This is a genomic window from Nakamurella multipartita DSM 44233 (assembly GCF_000024365.1).
GTDB classification, from domain to species: Bacteria; Actinomycetota; Actinomycetes; order Mycobacteriales; family Nakamurellaceae; genus Nakamurella; species Nakamurella multipartita.
Map to the genome: position 1 here is coordinate 1,586,792 of NC_013235.1, position 14,965 is coordinate 1,601,756.

17 protein-coding genes are annotated in these 14,965 nt (G+C 71.4%); 10 read left to right on the forward strand and 7 right to left on the reverse strand.

The genetic code is table 11. From position 1 onward, the window contains the following. Window positions 1–51 precede the first annotated feature (51 nt). From NAMU_RS07155 to NAMU_RS07165, 3 genes are read left to right on the forward strand one after another with little or no spacing between them, the layout of a single operon-like run. Entirely contained in the window at window positions 52–1,173 is a 1,122-nt protein-coding gene (locus NAMU_RS07155) for a glycosyltransferase family 4 protein (protein ID WP_138179993.1), read from the forward strand. Continuing rightward, on the forward strand, window positions 1,170–2,738 hold the full coding sequence (locus NAMU_RS07160; RefSeq protein WP_015746742.1) for a phytoene desaturase family protein: 1,569 nt from the start codon (window positions 1,170–1,172) through the stop codon (window positions 2,736–2,738). Before NAMU_RS07155 ends, NAMU_RS07160 begins: the two co-directional genes overlap by 4 nt. Continuing rightward, window positions 2,735–3,196, forward strand: coding sequence for a nucleoside deaminase (locus NAMU_RS07165; protein ID WP_015746743.1), 462 nt, complete (start codon window positions 2,735–2,737; stop codon window positions 3,194–3,196). Before NAMU_RS07160 ends, NAMU_RS07165 begins: the two co-directional genes overlap by 4 nt. Before the next feature lie 100 nt (window positions 3,197–3,296). Here the strand turns inward: NAMU_RS07165 and NAMU_RS07170 are convergent, their stop codons facing one another. Beyond that, window positions 3,297–4,598, reverse strand: coding sequence for an ISL3 family transposase (locus NAMU_RS07170; protein ID WP_015746744.1), 1,302 nt, complete (start codon window positions 4,596–4,598; stop codon window positions 3,297–3,299). A gap of 303 nt (window positions 4,599–4,901) precedes the next feature. Then, the gene (locus tag NAMU_RS07175) at window positions 4,902–5,864 is read right to left on the reverse strand and encodes a nucleoside hydrolase (RefSeq protein WP_015746745.1); all 963 of its coding nucleotides are present in this window, start codon (window positions 5,862–5,864) and stop codon (window positions 4,902–4,904) included. A gap of 137 nt (window positions 5,865–6,001) precedes the next feature. Between NAMU_RS07175 and NAMU_RS07180 the strand changes: the two genes are divergently transcribed. The 4 genes from NAMU_RS07180 to NAMU_RS07195 all read left to right on the forward strand — a co-directional run bounded on the left by NAMU_RS07180 (window position 6,002) and on the right by NAMU_RS07195 (window position 9,476). Continuing rightward, window positions 6,002–6,775, forward strand: coding sequence for an electron transfer flavoprotein subunit beta/FixA family protein (locus NAMU_RS07180; RefSeq protein ID WP_041370005.1), 774 nt, complete (start codon window positions 6,002–6,004; stop codon window positions 6,773–6,775). 13 nt (window positions 6,776–6,788) lie between these two features. Further along, the gene (locus NAMU_RS07185) at window positions 6,789–7,757 is read left to right on the forward strand and encodes an electron transfer flavoprotein subunit alpha/FixB family protein (RefSeq protein ID WP_015746747.1); all 969 of its coding nucleotides are present in this window, start codon (window positions 6,789–6,791) and stop codon (window positions 7,755–7,757) included. An 85-nt stretch (window positions 7,758–7,842) separates the two neighbouring features. Then, the gene (locus NAMU_RS07190; protein WP_041368534.1) at window positions 7,843–8,643 is read left to right on the forward strand and encodes a GNAT family N-acetyltransferase; all 801 of its coding nucleotides are present in this window, start codon (window positions 7,843–7,845) and stop codon (window positions 8,641–8,643) included. A gap of 2 nt (window positions 8,644–8,645) precedes the next feature. After that, window positions 8,646–9,476 (forward strand): lysophospholipid acyltransferase family protein, encoded by an 831-nt coding sequence (locus NAMU_RS07195; RefSeq protein WP_052307842.1) that lies wholly within the window; start codon window positions 8,646–8,648, stop codon window positions 9,474–9,476. A gap of 6 nt (window positions 9,477–9,482) precedes the next feature. On the opposite strand, the gene NAMU_RS07200 is transcribed toward NAMU_RS07195, so the two are convergent. Further along, entirely contained in the window at window positions 9,483–9,704 is a 222-nt protein-coding gene (locus tag NAMU_RS07200) for a hypothetical protein (RefSeq protein WP_015746750.1), read from the reverse strand. Between the two features lie 145 nt (window positions 9,705–9,849). Between NAMU_RS07200 and NAMU_RS07205 the strand changes: the two genes are divergently transcribed. From NAMU_RS07205 to NAMU_RS07215, 3 genes are read left to right on the forward strand one after another with little or no spacing between them, the layout of a single operon-like run. Beyond that, window positions 9,850–11,052, forward strand: a complete 1,203-nt coding sequence (locus NAMU_RS07205) for a cysteine desulfurase family protein (protein WP_015746751.1) — start codon at window positions 9,850–9,852, stop codon at window positions 11,050–11,052. 10 nt (window positions 11,053–11,062) lie between these two features. Further along, window positions 11,063–12,169 carry a tRNA 2-thiouridine(34) synthase MnmA gene (gene mnmA / locus NAMU_RS07210; protein WP_015746752.1) on the forward strand — a complete coding sequence of 369 codons (1,107 nt, stop codon included), beginning with the start codon at window positions 11,063–11,065 and terminating at the stop codon, window positions 12,167–12,169. Then, the gene (locus NAMU_RS07215; protein ID WP_015746753.1) at window positions 12,166–13,254 is read left to right on the forward strand and encodes a uroporphyrinogen decarboxylase/cobalamine-independent methonine synthase family protein; all 1,089 of its coding nucleotides are present in this window, start codon (window positions 12,166–12,168) and stop codon (window positions 13,252–13,254) included. The genes mnmA and NAMU_RS07215 overlap by 4 nt, the downstream gene beginning before the upstream one ends. A 1-nt stretch (window position 13,255) precedes the next feature. Here the strand turns inward: NAMU_RS07215 and NAMU_RS07220 are convergent, their stop codons facing one another. The 4 genes from NAMU_RS07220 to NAMU_RS07235 all read right to left on the reverse strand — a co-directional run bounded on the left by NAMU_RS07220 (window position 13,256) and on the right by NAMU_RS07235 (window position 14,964). Continuing rightward, window positions 13,256–13,441 carry a hypothetical protein gene (locus NAMU_RS07220; protein WP_041368537.1) on the reverse strand — a complete coding sequence of 62 codons (186 nt, stop codon included), beginning with the start codon at window positions 13,439–13,441 and terminating at the stop codon, window positions 13,256–13,258. A 287-nt stretch (window positions 13,442–13,728) separates the two neighbouring features. Beyond that, window positions 13,729–13,998, reverse strand: a complete 270-nt coding sequence (locus tag NAMU_RS07225) for a hypothetical protein (protein WP_015746755.1) — start codon at window positions 13,996–13,998, stop codon at window positions 13,729–13,731. A 108-nt stretch (window positions 13,999–14,106) separates the two neighbouring features. Next, window positions 14,107–14,460 carry a helix-turn-helix domain-containing protein gene (locus NAMU_RS07230; protein ID WP_015746756.1) on the reverse strand — a complete coding sequence of 118 codons (354 nt, stop codon included), beginning with the start codon at window positions 14,458–14,460 and terminating at the stop codon, window positions 14,107–14,109. A 96-nt stretch (window positions 14,461–14,556) separates the two neighbouring features. Then, a complete protein-coding gene (locus NAMU_RS07235; protein WP_015746757.1) occupies window positions 14,557–14,964 on the reverse strand; it encodes a pyridoxamine 5'-phosphate oxidase family protein in 408 nt (135 codons plus the stop codon). Window position 14,965: the final 1 nt, after the last annotated feature.

Here is a 14,965-nt window from a genome sequence, read left to right on the forward strand (position 1 = left end):
CGGCCGGGGTGATCTCCGGGCCAGTCGAGGGGAGGCGCTGCGATCGTGCGGGTGGCGCACATCTCCGACTGTTTCGTTCCGCGGCTGGGCGGCATCGAGATCCAGGTCAACGATCTGACCCGGCGGCAGCAGGCGCAGGGCCTGACTCCCGAGGTGATCACGGCGACCCCGCTGCCGCGCCGGATGGCCGGCCGGACGTTCCCGGTGCCCATCCATCGCTTCGGCATCCCGCTGCCGGCCGAGATCGCCAACAACCCGATCCCGTCCCGGCCGATCCGCAAGGCGCTGCGGGCCGGCGACTACGACCTGGTGCACGTGCATGCCGGGGTGGGCTCGCCGTTCGCGGCGGCCGGCGTGCGGGTCGCGCTGGAGCTGGGGTTCCCGGTGGCGGTCACCGTGCACTGCCTGCCGGCCCGATTCCGGCTGCCGGACAGCCTGACCCCCTGGGCGACGCCGGAGATCGCTCGCCGGATCGCGTTGAGCGCGGTCAGCCAGGCCGCCGCGGCGCCGCTGCGGGCCCGCACCGGAGGCCCGGTGACCGTGGTGCCCAACGGGCTCGACCCCCAGGACTGGGCGATCGAGCCGGTCGAACGGGATCCGGCGGTGGTCGAGGTGGTCAGCACCATGCGGCTGTCCGTGCGCAAGCGCCCACTGCCGATGCTGGCCATGGTCCGCGCCGCGCAAACCCGGCTCACCCAGCAGCAGTCGCCGGTCACGCTGCGGCTCACCGTGTTCGGTGACGGCAAGCTGATGCCTCGCATGCGCCGCTACGTGCACCGGCACCAGATGACCGACACGGTCCGGCTGGCCGGACGGGTCGACCGGGCCGAGCTGACCGAGATCTATCGGCGGGCCGACGTTTTCCTGGCCCCCGCGCATCTGGAGTCGTTCGGCATCGCCGCCCTCGAGGCCCGGTGCGCCGGCCTGCCCGTGGTGGCCATGCGGGCCACCGGCATCACCGAGTTCGTGGCCGACCGGCAGGAGGGACTGCTCGCCGACGACGACGCCCAGATGTCCGACGCGCTGGTCGAACTGGCCGCCGACGCCGGCCTGCGGGCCTCGATCGCCGAGCACAATCGCACCACCGCACCGCCGACCGCCTGGTCCACGGTGCTCGCCACTGTCGAACGGGAGTACCAGCGAGCCATGGCCATTCGAGGGGCGACAGCGTGAATCCGGACGTGCTGGTGCTCGGCGGCGGTCACAACGGTCTGGTGGCCGCGATTCTCGCGGCCACCGCCGGCCGGACGGTGACCCTGCTGGAACGTTCGGCGGCCCCGGGCGGGGCGACGGTGGGCGAGCGGGTGTTCCCGCCGCATCCGGTGCGGCTCTCCCGGTACTCGTATCTGGTGGCGCTGATGCCGGACGAGCTGATCCGCCGGCTCGGTGTCGCCGTACCGCTGGCCTCGCGGGCGGTCTCGTCCTACACGCCGGTGATGCGCGGCGGGGCCGCCACCGGACTGCTGGTCGAGCGCAACCTGGGGTCACGCACGGAGGACTCGTTCCGCGAGGTCACCGGTTCGGACGAGGACTTCGCGGCCTGGCGGGAGCTGTACGGGCAACTGCACACGCTGGCCGGGGTGGTCGCCCCGGCGCTGACCGGCCCGCTGCGCCGGCGCAGCGAGGTAGCCGACGCGGTCGTCGCGGCGGCCGGTTCGCAGCTATGGACCGACCTGGTCGAGCAGCCGCTCGGCGCCATGATCGAGCGGCGCTTCCGGGACGACACGGTGCGCGGGGTGGTGGCCACCGACGGTTTGATCGGCACCCACACCTCGTTGTTCGCGCCGGAGCTGCTGGCCAACCGGTGCTTTCTGTATCACCTGATCGGGCGGGGCACCGGTGAATGGCTGGTCCCGATCGGCGGAATGGGGGCGCTGACCGACGCCCTGATTCGCCGGGCCCGCCAGCTCGGCGTCGAGATCCAGGCCGGCACCGAGGCGATCGCCATCGACGAGGGCGCGACACAGGTGACGGTCACGGCCGAGCGGGACGGTGAGCAGGTCACCTTCCAGGCCGCGCACGTGCTCGCCGCGATCGCCCCGGCGGTCCTTGATCGGTGCCTGGGCCGGGAGGCCGAGGATCCGGTCGGCGCCCAGGTCAAGATCAACATGTTGCTGGACCGGTTGCCCCGGCTCAAGTCCGGGATGGACCCGCGGGTGGCCTTCGCCGGCACCATGCATCTGAACGAGGAACTGTCCGAGCTGGAGGCCGCGCACGCAATCACCGCCGCCGGCAGCCTGCCGGCGATGGTGCCGTCCGAGGTGTACTGCCATTCGCTGACCGACCCGTCGATCATGAACGGGCATCCGGGGGCAACGCTGACCCTGTTCGGGCTGCACACTCCGGTCGGGCTGTTCCGGGAGAATCCCGACCAGGCCCGGTCGGCCGCCGCCCAGGGGGCGCTGATCGCCCTGCAGCAGCACCTGGCCGAACCGCTGCTGGACTGCCTGGCCCGGGACGAGCACGGCGAGCCCTGCGTCGAGGTCGCCACCCCGGTCGACCTGGAGCGCAGCCTGGCGATGCCGGGCGGCAACATCTTTCACGACGACCTGAGCTGGCCCTGGCTGGCCGACGGGTTCCCGGCCGAGACTCCGGCCGCCGCCTACGGCGTCGAGGTTCCCGGATCACGCCGGATCCTGTTGGCCGGGGCCGGATCCCGGCGCGGTGGGGGAGTGTCGGGACTCGGCGGCCTGGCCGCCGTCGAAGCGTTGCTGGAGCTGACGGGAGAGCACGGGTGAGCGGAACACCAGGGGACGCCGACTATCTGGCTGCGGCGGTGCGCGCGGCCCGGCAGGGGCTGGCCGAGGGCGGCATTCCGATCGGGGCGGCGTTGATCGTGGACGGGGGCGTGCTGGCCACCGGGTGGAACAAGCGCGTCCAGCTGGGCAGTGCCATCCGGCACGGCGAGACCGACTGCCTGGAGAACGCGGGACGGCTGCCGGCCACCGTGTACGCGAGGTCCGTCATGGTCACCACCTTGTCGCCCTGCGACATGTGCACCGGTGCGATCCTGCTGTACAAGATCCCGCGGGTGATCGTCGGTGAGAACCAGACGTTCTACGGCGGCGAGGAACTGCTGCGCGCCCGCGGAGTCGAGGTCACCGTCCTGGACGACCCGGAGTGCGTGGCCATGATGACCGCCTTCATCGCCGACCGGCCGTCCCTGTGGAACGAGGACATCGGCGTCCCCGACTGACCCCCCGCCTCTCGCGCGGATCAACTTCCCCGGCGCGGCTGAAGTCGTTGATTCCCGTCACACCAGTCACATTCGGTGGCTCTCCTGCCGTGTCTGTGGGTTAGCCGCGGCCTGGGAGTGCTGGGCGGTGTCCGCCCAGCCGGAGCATAGCCAGGGCTATGAGGGCGTGTGGAGAGGCGAACCCGAACGCGACTCGGGTGATCAGCCTGATCTTGGCGTTGACGGACTCGACGCGGCCGTTGGACATGTGGTGCTCGATCGCGGCCAGGATGCTGGCTCGATGTCGAGTGATCCGTTTCGCCAGGCTGCTGAACAGTCCGATGCCGGCGGTCCGCGCCCAGGTGATCCAGTTCTCCAGGGCGGTGGCGGCCTGCTCGACCGGCAGTTTGAAGATCAGTCGAAGGCCTTCCTTGAGCAGATACGCGCGGTGCAGGTCGGGGTCGGTCAGCGCGATCCAGGCCAGTTTGACCTGCTGATTCTCGGTGAGGTCCTCCGAGTTTCGCAGCAACGCCGACCGGGCCCCGGCCATGCCCTTGACCAGGTCAGCGCCGGCTTGCCCGGCAGTGACGACCGGGCTCGAGCCGCCCGCGATGCGGTCGACGGCGGCCCGGCGGGCCTGCCGACGGGCCGTGCTGATCACGATGCGTCGTAGCTTGTCCAAGGCGTCGGTAGCCCACCCAACAACATGGAACGGGTCAGCACACCGGACCGCGTTCGGGCATCGCTGCTTGACGACCGTGCTGATGTAGGTGGCGCCGTCGGCCGAGACATGGGTCAGCAGAGCGCACCGATCCGGGCCCAGAAGATCGAAGAACTGGTGCAACGTTGCCGAGTCCCGACCGGGTGCCGCCCACAACAAGTGACCGGTGTCGTGGTCCACCACGACCGTGAGGAACCGGTGGCCACGCTTGTAGGAGATCTCATCGATCCCGAGGCGGCGGACCCCGCGTAACCGGTCCTGCAACCGTTCATGATCGGCCCAGTACCGAGACACGATCGCCCCGACAGTGCGCCAACTGATCCGCAACAGCTGGGTCGTGGCCGTCTTCGAGGTCTGAGTGGCCAACCACGCCACGGTCCGGTCGAACACCAGGGTGTGGCCCGCGCCGTGCCTGGCCCAGGGCACATGCGCAACGACCACACCATGCTCACGGCACGACACCCGAGGGGCCTCAGCCTCCACCACCGCCCGGGACAACCCCACGTCCACCGTCCGCCACTGCCGACGGCCGGCGCCCCGGTCGTACCACGGCGACCGGCGTCGACACCGGCCACACCGCCCCGCCCACCTCTTCACTGGCCGGACCCGCACCACGATCAAGTCCGGATCATCGACGTCGACGTCCTCAACGATCGCCCCCATCAGGCCCAACGCCCGATGCCATACCCTGTTTCCGCGCACGCCGCTCTCCGCCCACCGTCCCGGGACCTTCAGACAGCCCCAGAACCTAGGCGCGGGAGCGGCGTGTTGCCATTCCCCACCCCAACAAACGACCCACTGATTCAGCAGGAGAGCCCATTCGGTGTGGGTTGATCCGCGCGGGCGCTGCCTGCCGCCGGACCAGCCGGCGGCGCCGTGGCGACACCAGGGCGGTCCGGGCCGCGCGGCTGAAGTCGTTGACTCCCGTCACACCAGTCACATTCGGTGCCGGTTGATCCGCGCAGTCGCAGTTGATCCGCGCGGGGAGGCCGCCGGGAGCGGGGCTCAGCCCAGCAGCGTGCGCAACCACAGATCGGCATACCCGCGGGCGTCCACGTGCTCGGCGACGTCCACCTCGGTGGGGGCGAGGAAGCCGGGCAGTCGCACCCGGTCGACCGTCGACTCGCGCCGGTCGACGATAGTCTGCCCGCGGGAGTAGCCGAAGCCGGTGTCGACCCGCACCGGGTGGCGATGGGTGGTCAGGCCGTCCGGGTCGGCGACCGCGCAGACGGTGCCGGCGTCGCCGATGGTGATCGCGTCCACGTCGAGCAGCGTGCACCGGGCATCGATCAACGCCCCGGCGAGTTGGCAGGCCGGGTCGAGGTGCGAGCGCAGCCGGGCGGCCTGCTCCCGGTCGACCAGCACCTGCCCGAACACCTCGAGCCCGTACATGGTCACCGGAATGTCCAGGTCGCGGGCGGCGGCCAGGGTGATGGCGGCCGCCTCGGGGTCGTGGAAGACATTGTGTTCGGCGACCGCGGTCACGTTGCCGGGCCCGGCCGCGCCGCCCATGAAGACCAGGCGTTCGATGCCGCCGGCCACCTCGGGATGGGCCCGCAGCAGCAGGGCGATGGTGGTCAGGGGAGCGGTGGCGACCAGGGTGATCGGCTCACCGGTGGCCACCGCCGACGACAGCTCGTGCCGCAGCAGGTCCACCGCCGACCGCCGATCGATCCGCCGGTCCGATTGTCGGGAGAATCCGCCGAGGCCGTCGCTGCCGTGGAACCGGCCGGCGTCAGCGGGCGCGGCCAGCAGGGGCTGGGGCGCGCCGCGGCCCAGCGGGATCTCGCCGGCGCCGGCCGCGTCGAGCACGTAACAGGTATTGGCCAGCACCTGGTCGACACCGGTGTTGCCGCCGACACAGGTCACCGCGCGCAGGTCGATGGCCGGGTGCCGCACGGCGAACATCAGCGCAAACGCGTCGTCGATGCCGGTGTCCACGTCCATGATCACCGGCGTCGGGTTCATAGCGGTCAGCCTGCCATCGCCCCGGCCGACCCGCCAATGGCGTAAGCTACTGGCCAGTAACTTAGCCGGGTGACCGTGACTGTGGTACCGGCGGGCATGATGGATTTCCTCCAAGTCATGAGGGGTGAATGCCGGCGATGAACATTGCCGTTCTGATCAAGCAGGTCCCGGACACCTGGTCCGAGCGAGTACTCAAGGATGCCGACTGGACCCTGGACCGGGATGCCGCGGACGCAGTCATCGATGAGATCGACGCCCGCGGCGTCGAGGCCGCGCTGCAGCTGGTCGAGCAGCACGGCGGCGAGGTGACCGTGGTCACCATGGGCCCGGACCGGGCCACCGAATCACTGCGCAAGGCGCTGGCCATGGGCGCCGACAAGGCCGTCCATGTCACCGACGACGGCCTGGCCGGCTCGGACGCGCTGCAGACGTCCGCCGCGCTGGCTGCGGCGATCGGCACCCTGTCGGTCGATCTGGTCATCACCGGTAACGAATCCACCGACGGTCGCACCGGCTCGGTGCCCTCCATGCTGGCCGAACGGCTGGGACTGCCCCAGGTCACCTCCGTGCGCAGCCTGGAGATCGACGGCACCACCGTGCGGGCCGAGCGGGTCCGCGACGGCGGCTACAGCGAGGTCACCGCGACCCTGCCCGCCCTGGTCTCGGTCACCGAGAAGATCAACGAGCCCCGCTACCCGGGGTTCAAGGGGATCATGGCGGCCAAGAAGAAGCCGGTCACCGTGCTCGGCATCGCCGACCTCGGTCTGGACGCGGCCGGCCTGGCCAATGCGGCGACCGTCGTGCTCGACGCCGCTCCCCGGCCCCCCAAGCAGTCCGGCGAGAAGGTCACCGACGACGGAACCGGTGGCACCCAGGCCACCGAGTTCCTCGCCGCGGCCCGGTTGATCTGAGAAGGAGAGACAGATGTCCGAAGTTCTGGTTCTCGTCGAGCAGCACGACGGGGCGATCGCCAAGGTGACCGGTGAACTGCTGGCCGCCGCCGCGCGGCTGGGCGAACCGGCCGCGGTGGTGGTCGGCAAGCCCGGTACCGCCGACGCGCTGGCCACCGAGCTGGGTGCGTTGGGTGCGGCCAAGGTCTACGCGGCCGAGTCCGACGAGGCGACCAGCCTGCTGGTCACCCCGGCCGTGGCCGGCCTGGCCGCGGCGGCGACCGCCGCCGGTGACCCGGTCGCGATCCTGCTCGCCGCGACGGTCGAGGGCCGAGAGGTGGCCGGCCGGCTGGCGGTGCGGATCGATTCCGGGCTGCTGGCCGACGTCGTCGACGTGGCCGCCGACGGCGGCACGGTGGTGGCCACCCACTCGGTCTTCGGCGGCGCCTACACGGTGCGCGCCAAGGTGGCCAAGGGCACGCCCATCGTCACCGTGCGACCGGGCGCGATCGACGGCGCCGCCCCGGCCGCCTCGCCGGCGGTGTCCCCGCTGACAGTCACGGTCGACCCGGCCATCTCCGCGGTGATCGTCGCCGACCACCCCGAACCCGCCGGTGACCGGCCCGAGCTGGCCTCGGCCTCGGTCGTGGTGTCCGGCGGCCGTGGCGTCGGCTCGGCCGAGAACTTCAAGGTGGTCGAGGAACTGGCCGACGCGCTCGGCGGCGCGGTCGGCGCCTCCCGGGCCGCGGTCGACTCCGGGTACTACCCGCCCCAGTTCCAGGTCGGCCAGACCGGTACCACCGTCTCGCCCCAGGTCTATGTCGCCCTGGGCATCTCGGGGGCCATCCAGCACCGCGCCGGCATGCAGACCTCCAAGACCATCGTCGCGGTGAACAAGGACGCCGAGGCGCCGATCTTCGAGATCTCCGACTTCGGGGTCGTCGGTGATCTGTTCGCCGTCGCGCCCCAGTTCGCCCAGGCGGTGCGCGCCCGCAAGGGCTGATTCGCCCAGAAGTTCACCTGTCCGTCAGGACGCGGCCACGGCGGCGTCGGCGGGTGCTGGCCTGGTCTCGTCACGCTGCATCATCGTGACGATCAGCCAGATGCACCTGCCGGCGCCGCCGTCGGCGTCCCTGCCCCGTCCGTTCGAACGCGACCGTTACAGCCTGCGGCTGGCCTCCAGCCAGGCCGACGTGATCGCGGCGCAATCGTTGCGCTACCACGTGTTCGCCCTCGAGATGGGGGCGGTGACTCCCGGACCGCCCGGCCTGGACGCCGACGGGTTCGACGACCTGTGTGACCACCTGGTGCTGTGGCACAGTGCGCCGGGCCGGCCGGCCGAGGCGGTCGGCACCTACCGTCTGCTCCCGCCGCACAGCAACGACCATGACCCACGCTCCCGCGGGCTCTACGCGGACGGCCAGTTCGGCCTGATGCCGATGGAGTCGATCCTGGACCGCACGGTGGAGGTCGGCCGGGCCTGCGTCCGCGCCGATCATCGTGGCGGACCGGCGATCTCGATGCTGTGGCGGGGAATCGCCGGGTACCTCAATCTCACCGGCTATCGCTACCTGCTCGGCTGCGCGTCGATGCCGCTGACCGACGGGGGTCGGTCGGCCGCGGCCTTCTGGGATCTGGCGTTGCGCGACCACCTGGCCCCGGCGCACCGGCGTTGCCGGCCCCGCCGGCCGGTGCCGATCGGACGGCTGCCCCGGGCCACCGAGTTGACCGTGCCGCCGCTGGTGGCCGGCTACCTGCGGCTGGGCGCCAAGGTCTGCGGCCCGCCGGGGCACGACGAGATGTTCGGCACGGCCGACTTTCTCATGCTGCTCGATCTGGAAGCGGCCGACCAGCAGTATCTCCAGCGGTTCTCGGCGACCGGCGGGTGAGCATGACGCGGCCGTGTTCGACGTCCTGTGTCCACGACGAATCGGGCCGCACCCGCCCGGCCGCGCTTGCCCGCCTGGCGCTGACCGGCGGCGCGATGGTGCTGGCCAGCGGGCTGGTGCTGGTCGGGGCGCTCGGGCCGCGGTACGGGCGGATCGGTCGGGCCGGCGTCGCGGCGTCGCTCGGGTCCCGGATCCTGTTGCGGGCGTTGGGAATTCGGGTGGTCCGGCACGGCGTCGTGCGCGATGGCGCGGCGTTGGTGGTGGCCAATCACGTGTCCTGGGTGGACATCCTGGTGATCGCCGCGACGGCACCCGTGGTGCCGGTGGCCAAGTGCGAGATCGCCCGCTGGCCGGTGATCGGTGGGCTGGCCCGCCGGATCGGGGCCGTCTTCGTGCCCCGGCGGACCGGACGGGACCTGCCCGAGGCGGTGGATCAGGTGGCGGGGCTGCTGCGCCGCGGCCATCGGGTACTGATCTTCCCGGAGGCCACGACGACCTGCGGGGGACCGCCCGCGGGCTTCTACCGCGCCGGCTTCCAGGCTGCCGTGGACGCGGCGGCGCCGGTCGTGCCGGTGGCCATCGACTACGCCGACGGCCGGGGCCGGCCGACCACGTCGGCCGCTTTCGTCGGCGACGACGATCTGCTCAGCTCGCTCTGGCGGGTCCTGCGGTCGGGCACGGTGGTCGCCGACCTGTGGTGGCAACCGGCCGCCCCGGCGATCCAGGACGGCGGTCACCGGGCCAGCCACCGGGCCCGGGCGGCGACCCGGGCGCACGACCGCATCAGCCATCGACTGCTGGCCGGCGCGGTCGGGCCCGGCCGCCGTGGTTGAACCGGGTCAGCCGGTCTTGCCGGACAGCGCCACCAGGACCCCGGCCAACGCGAAGTACTTGTTCGATCCCAGGTCGGCCACGGTCTTGATGCCCAGACCGGCCAGCAATTCGTCGTGCTTCTCGGTCAGGCCGGCCAGGGCCGACGGCGGTGCGGCCAGGATCTCCGGCAGGCTCACGTTCTCGTACGCCTTGTCCAGCGCCTTCTCCAGGTTCACCGAAAGAGCCATGGCAGATCGTCCCCTCGTTGGGCCGCTTGACGAGCGGCCGTCCTCCATCAGGGTGAGCGACGGGGGCCGGTTCGGCAATCCGACTTGACCGTTCATCGAACTCGATTCGGGGTACCGCGGGATCAGGACCTACCCTGGAGGGGCGATGACGTACCTCGACCATGCCGCGACCACGCCGGTTCTGCCGGAGGTGATCGCCGCGATCTCCCAGGCGATGACCCTGACCGGCAACGCCTCGTCGCTGCATACCTCCGGACGGGCGGCCCGGCGCCGGATCGAGGAGTCCCGTGAGGCCATTGCCGCGGCCCTCGGCGCGCGGCCGAGCGAGGTCGTCTTCACCTCTGGGGGTACCGAATCCGACAATCTCGCGGTTGCCGGCATCTACCGGGCGCGGGTCGCGGCCGATCCTCGCCGCCACCGCATCATCGCCCCGGCCATCGAGCACCATGCGGTGCTGGATGTGATCGAGCACCTGGTCGCCGACGCGGGCGCGGCCGTCACCTGGCTGGAGGTCGACGACTTCGGTCGAGTGCACGCGGACACGCTGGCCGCGGCCATCGCGGAGAATCCGGCGGACGTGGCCCTGGTCACCGTGATGTGGGCCAACAACGAGGTCGGCACGGTCAACCCGATCCGCGAACTGGCCGCGGTCGCCCACACGCAGGGCATTCCGTTCCACACCGACGCGGTGCAGGCGATCGGCCAGGTTCCGGTCGACTTCGCCCGCAGCGGCGTGGACGCGGTGACCGTCACCGGCCACAAGATCGGAGGTCCGGTCGGCGTGGGCGCCCTGCTGGTGCGCCGGGACACCCCGGTGGCGCCGATCATGTTCGGCGGCGGTCAGGAGCGATCCATCCGGTCGGGCACCCTGGACAAGGCGGGAATCATCGGTCTGGCCGTCGCCGTGCAGGACGCGGTCGCCCATCGGGCCGAACGCGCGGTGGCCCATGCGGCCCTGCGGGACGAGCTGATCCGGGCGGTCACCGCGCAGGTGCCCGACGTCCTGCTCTCCGGAGACCCGGGGGCCGGGCTGATGGACGGGGGGCCGTCCCGGCTGCCCGGGAACGCGCATCTGCGCTTCCCCGGGTGCGAGGGCGATTCGTTGTTGATGCTGCTCGACGCCGCCGGGATCGAATGCTCGACCGGGTCGGCCTGCACCGCGGGCGTGGCCCGGCCCTCGCACGTGTTGCTGGCCATGGGCCTGCCCGAGCCGGACGCGCGGGCCTCACTGCGGTTCACCTTCGGGCACACCTCGACGATCGACGACGTGACGGCCGTGGCCCAGGCCATCGGCCCGGCGGTGCAGCGATCCCGGCGGGCGGCGCTGGCCGGCGCCCGGCGTCGCTGATGGCCGGCCGATGAGGGTGCTGGCCGCGATGAGCGGCGGGGTCGACTCGGCGGTGGCCGCCGCGCTGGCGGTGGAGGCCGGACACGAGGTGACCGGCGTGCACATGGCGCTGTCCCGCACGCCCGGCACGCTGCGCACCGGATCGCGGGGCTGCTGCACGGTGGAGGACGCGTTCGACGCCCGACGGGTCTGCGACCTGCTCGGCATCCCTTTCTACGTCTGGGATTTCAGCGAGGACTTCCTGGACGACGTGGTCGCCGATTTTCTGTCCGAGTACGCCGCCGGGCGCACCCCCAACCCGTGCCTGCGGTGCAACGAGAAGATCAAGTTCGCGGCCCTGCTGGACCGCGCGATCGCCCTCGGGTTCGACGCCGTCTGCACCGGGCACTACGCGCGGCTGATCGACGGCGCGCTGTACCGCAGCGTCGACCTGGCCAAGGACCAGTCCTACGTGCTGGCCGTGCTCACTCCGGATCAGTTGGCGCACAGCATGTTCCCGCTGGGCGAGCTGACCAAGCCTCAGGTCCGGGCGCAGGCCCAGGCGCGCGGGTTCGCGGTGGCCGCCAAGCCGGATTCCTACGACATCTGCTTCATCCCGGACGGCGACACCCACGGGTACCTGGTGGACAAGCTGGGGGCCCGGCCGGGGGCGGTCGTCGACGCCACGACGGGTGAGCAGATCGCCGAGCACGACGGCTTTTTCGCCTACACCATCGGTCAGCGCAAGGGTCTGGGCCTTTCCCGACCCGCGGCCGACGGCCGACCCCGCTACGTGCTGGGGATCGAGCCGACGACGCGCACGGTGACGGTCGGTCCGGCCAGCGGGTTGGACGTCCGGCTGGTGGTCGCCGATCGGGTGGTCTTCCCCGGTGGCCGCCGTCCCGACTTCCCGATCCGGGTGCAGGCTCAGCTGCGGGCGCACGGCGGCACGGTGGGCGGCTCGGCTGATCTGGTGGACGGAACGCTGCGGCTGAGCCTGGATCAGGCGGCGCGCGGGGTGGCCCCGGGTCAGACCATGGTGCTCTACGGCGGGGCGACGCCGGACGCGGCCAGCGCCGGCCCGGCCGCCGATCAGTATGTGCTCGCGGCCGGCACGATCGTGCGGACCGGCGGATGACCGACGCCGTGCCGCGGTTGGAGATCCCGGCCGCCGAGAGCGAATCGGCGCTGCTGGCGCAGTTCCCGGTCAAGCGGGCCTGGCAGCTGGGTGCGGCCACCGGCATCGGCTCGATGCCGGGCACGTCGCCGGGGGAGGCTGCGACGATGGTCGCGGTCGAGCTGCCCGAACTTCCGCACCTGGTCGAGCTGCCGGCCCGCGGGGTCGGTGCCGATCTGGTCGGTCGCACGGCCGGTCTGCTGGTCGACATCTGGGCCGAGGTGGTGCCGTCCGGGTGGCGGATCTCCCGCCGGCCGGGCCGGGACAGCCAGCGAGCGGCCGACTTGTTGGCCTGGGATCTGGACGCGGCCGAGGAACGGTTCGCCGGGGCGGAATGGATCAAGGCGCAGATTTGCGGACCGTGGACGCTGGCCGCCGGCCTGGAACTCCCGTCCGGGCATCGGGCCCTGACCGATCCAGGTGCGGTGCGCGACCTGGCCGAGTCGCTGATCGAAGGGGTGCGGGCCCATCTGGCCGAGCTCGCCCGAAGGATTCCCGGGGCCGGCGTGGTGCTGCAGATCGACGAGCCGGGGCTGCCGGCGGTGTTGGCCGGAAGCCTGCCCACGGCCAGTGGTTTCGGCACGGTGCGGTCGGTGCCGGCGGCTCGGGTGCAGGAGGTGTTGGCGACGGTGGTCGATGCGGTCGGCGATCGGCCGACCATCGCGCACTGTTGTCACGCGCAGGCGCCGCTGCGGTTGTTGCGGGCGTGCGGATTCGATGCGCTGGCGGTGGATCTGACCCTGGTCGGGGACCGTCCGCCGGTGCTGGACGCCTTGGGTGAGCTAATCGATTCTGGGGGAATCCTGTTGGCCGGCGTCATTGCGACCACGGCTCCGGGGAAACCGGATCGGCCGCTGGCCAAGTGGGCCGCGCCCTTGCTGGAATCGTGGAACCGCCTGGGCTTCCGGCGCGAGGACATGGCGGCATCGGTCGTCCCGACACCCTGCTGCGGGTTGGCCGAGGCCGATCGGGAGTGGGCCGTGCGCGCGATGAAACTGGCCGCGGCGCTGGCCGACGCGTTGCCGGATCTGCCCGAGACCTGGTAGGTCAGCGCGGGCTCTTGCGCAGTTCCTGGGCGACGAGTTCGGCCACCTCGGCCCGGCTGGGCCGCCAGCCCTCGTAGTACCCCTGGGACAGGCGGGCGATCAGGCCCCGTCGCCGACGCGGGCTCAACGGCGCGAGCAGGTCGGCGAAACGGTCGGCAATATTGGGAGTCGTCGAGCGGGAGTCCACCCGGCGAGTCTGCGTGTGATGGTGGGGCGTTCCGGATCCGGCGGCCGGAGCAAAGCTGACGCGCTGATTCATGTCCGGGGCCCCTTCTCACTCTCATATGGACAGCTGCCCGGTGGCGCCGCCCCGGCGGGAGGTCGGGGCGGCGGACCGGACAGTCAGGACGTTGCCGCCAGCGGGAGATTGCGCAGGCCGCAGATTCAGATGTTGCGAAATGGAGCCACGACCACCCGGGAGCGCGTAGTCCCCCGGGCGGTCGTGAGTTTCAGCGGTGCGAGACCGAAGCGGTCTCAGGCAGCCGGGGCCAGCGCGGCGAACAGCTTGTCGCTGGTGGCGCGGCCCTGGGCGAGGACCTTCTCGGCGAAATCGAAGCCGGCAGCGGTGACCTCTTCGGCCTTGGGCAGGTCGGCCGGAACCGGAACCTCGACGGCCGGCTTGGGCAGCTCGGGCAGGGCCTTGACGAAAGCGGCGACGGCCTCGACGAAGTTGTCCTGGATCTTGGCGACGGTGGCCAGGAACTCATCGGCGGTCTTGGTGGCCTCGGCGACGTAATCGGTCATCAGAGTGATCCCTTCGGAGAAAGTGGCGGTGGACGGTGGTGCTGTCCGGGTGACTGGTGCTTAGTCTGCCAAGCATTCCGAAGTATGTCAAGCACTTTGCTTGATAAATCAAGCAGAGTCGCGGAGCGTCCGATACATGTGCAGCAGGGCGTCCTTCTTGTCCTGGGTGAGCGTGTCGTCCAGCCGGATGGCCTCCTCCACGCTGACCCGGGGGGCCTGCTCGTCGTTGGTGTCCAGCAGGCCGAACTGGGCGAACAGCACCGCCGGCGGGATGTGCAACGCACCCGCAATACCCCGAAGGACCTCGGCCGACGGCTTGTACTGGCCCCGTTCGATCTGGCTGAGGTAGGAGTCGGACATGCCGCTGGCCTTGGCCAGTTGGCGCTGGGAGATGTTGGCCAGCTGGCGTTGCGCCTTGACGAAGGCACCGAACGCCTCCGCCATGTCGATCGGCTTGTCCACGGGTGGGCCTCCTGAGACCGGCATCCATCGGCTCCGGTGCAGATGCGATGTGAACCAAGCATGCCACGGATACCCGACGGCGGCCGGGCGGCTCGCTCAGCCCGAACCCAGAACCCGTTCGACGGCGATCACCAGCGCCACCCGGCGCGGGTTGACCCGGGGGGTGCGGTAGCGCGCGGCGTAACGGTGCTCCGCCTCGCGGATCTCATCGGGATCCCGGCTGACCCGTACCGGGCCCTCCAGGCTGGCCCACCGCCGCCCGTCGACCTGGCCGACCGCCGCGCGTGGCGGGCCCCCGCCGGCGCCGGCCCGCTCGGCGTTGCGCACCTTCACCGACCCGTCCGAGGTGATGACCCGGGCCAGCCCGGTCTGCGGATCGAAGGTGAAGCCGACCGCGACCACGTGCAGGGAACCGTCGCGGCGCACCGTGGACAGGGTGGCCAGGTGGCGTTCGGTCAGGAAGGTGAGCAACTCGGAGTCCAGCCGACTCGGGTCCAGCGTCATG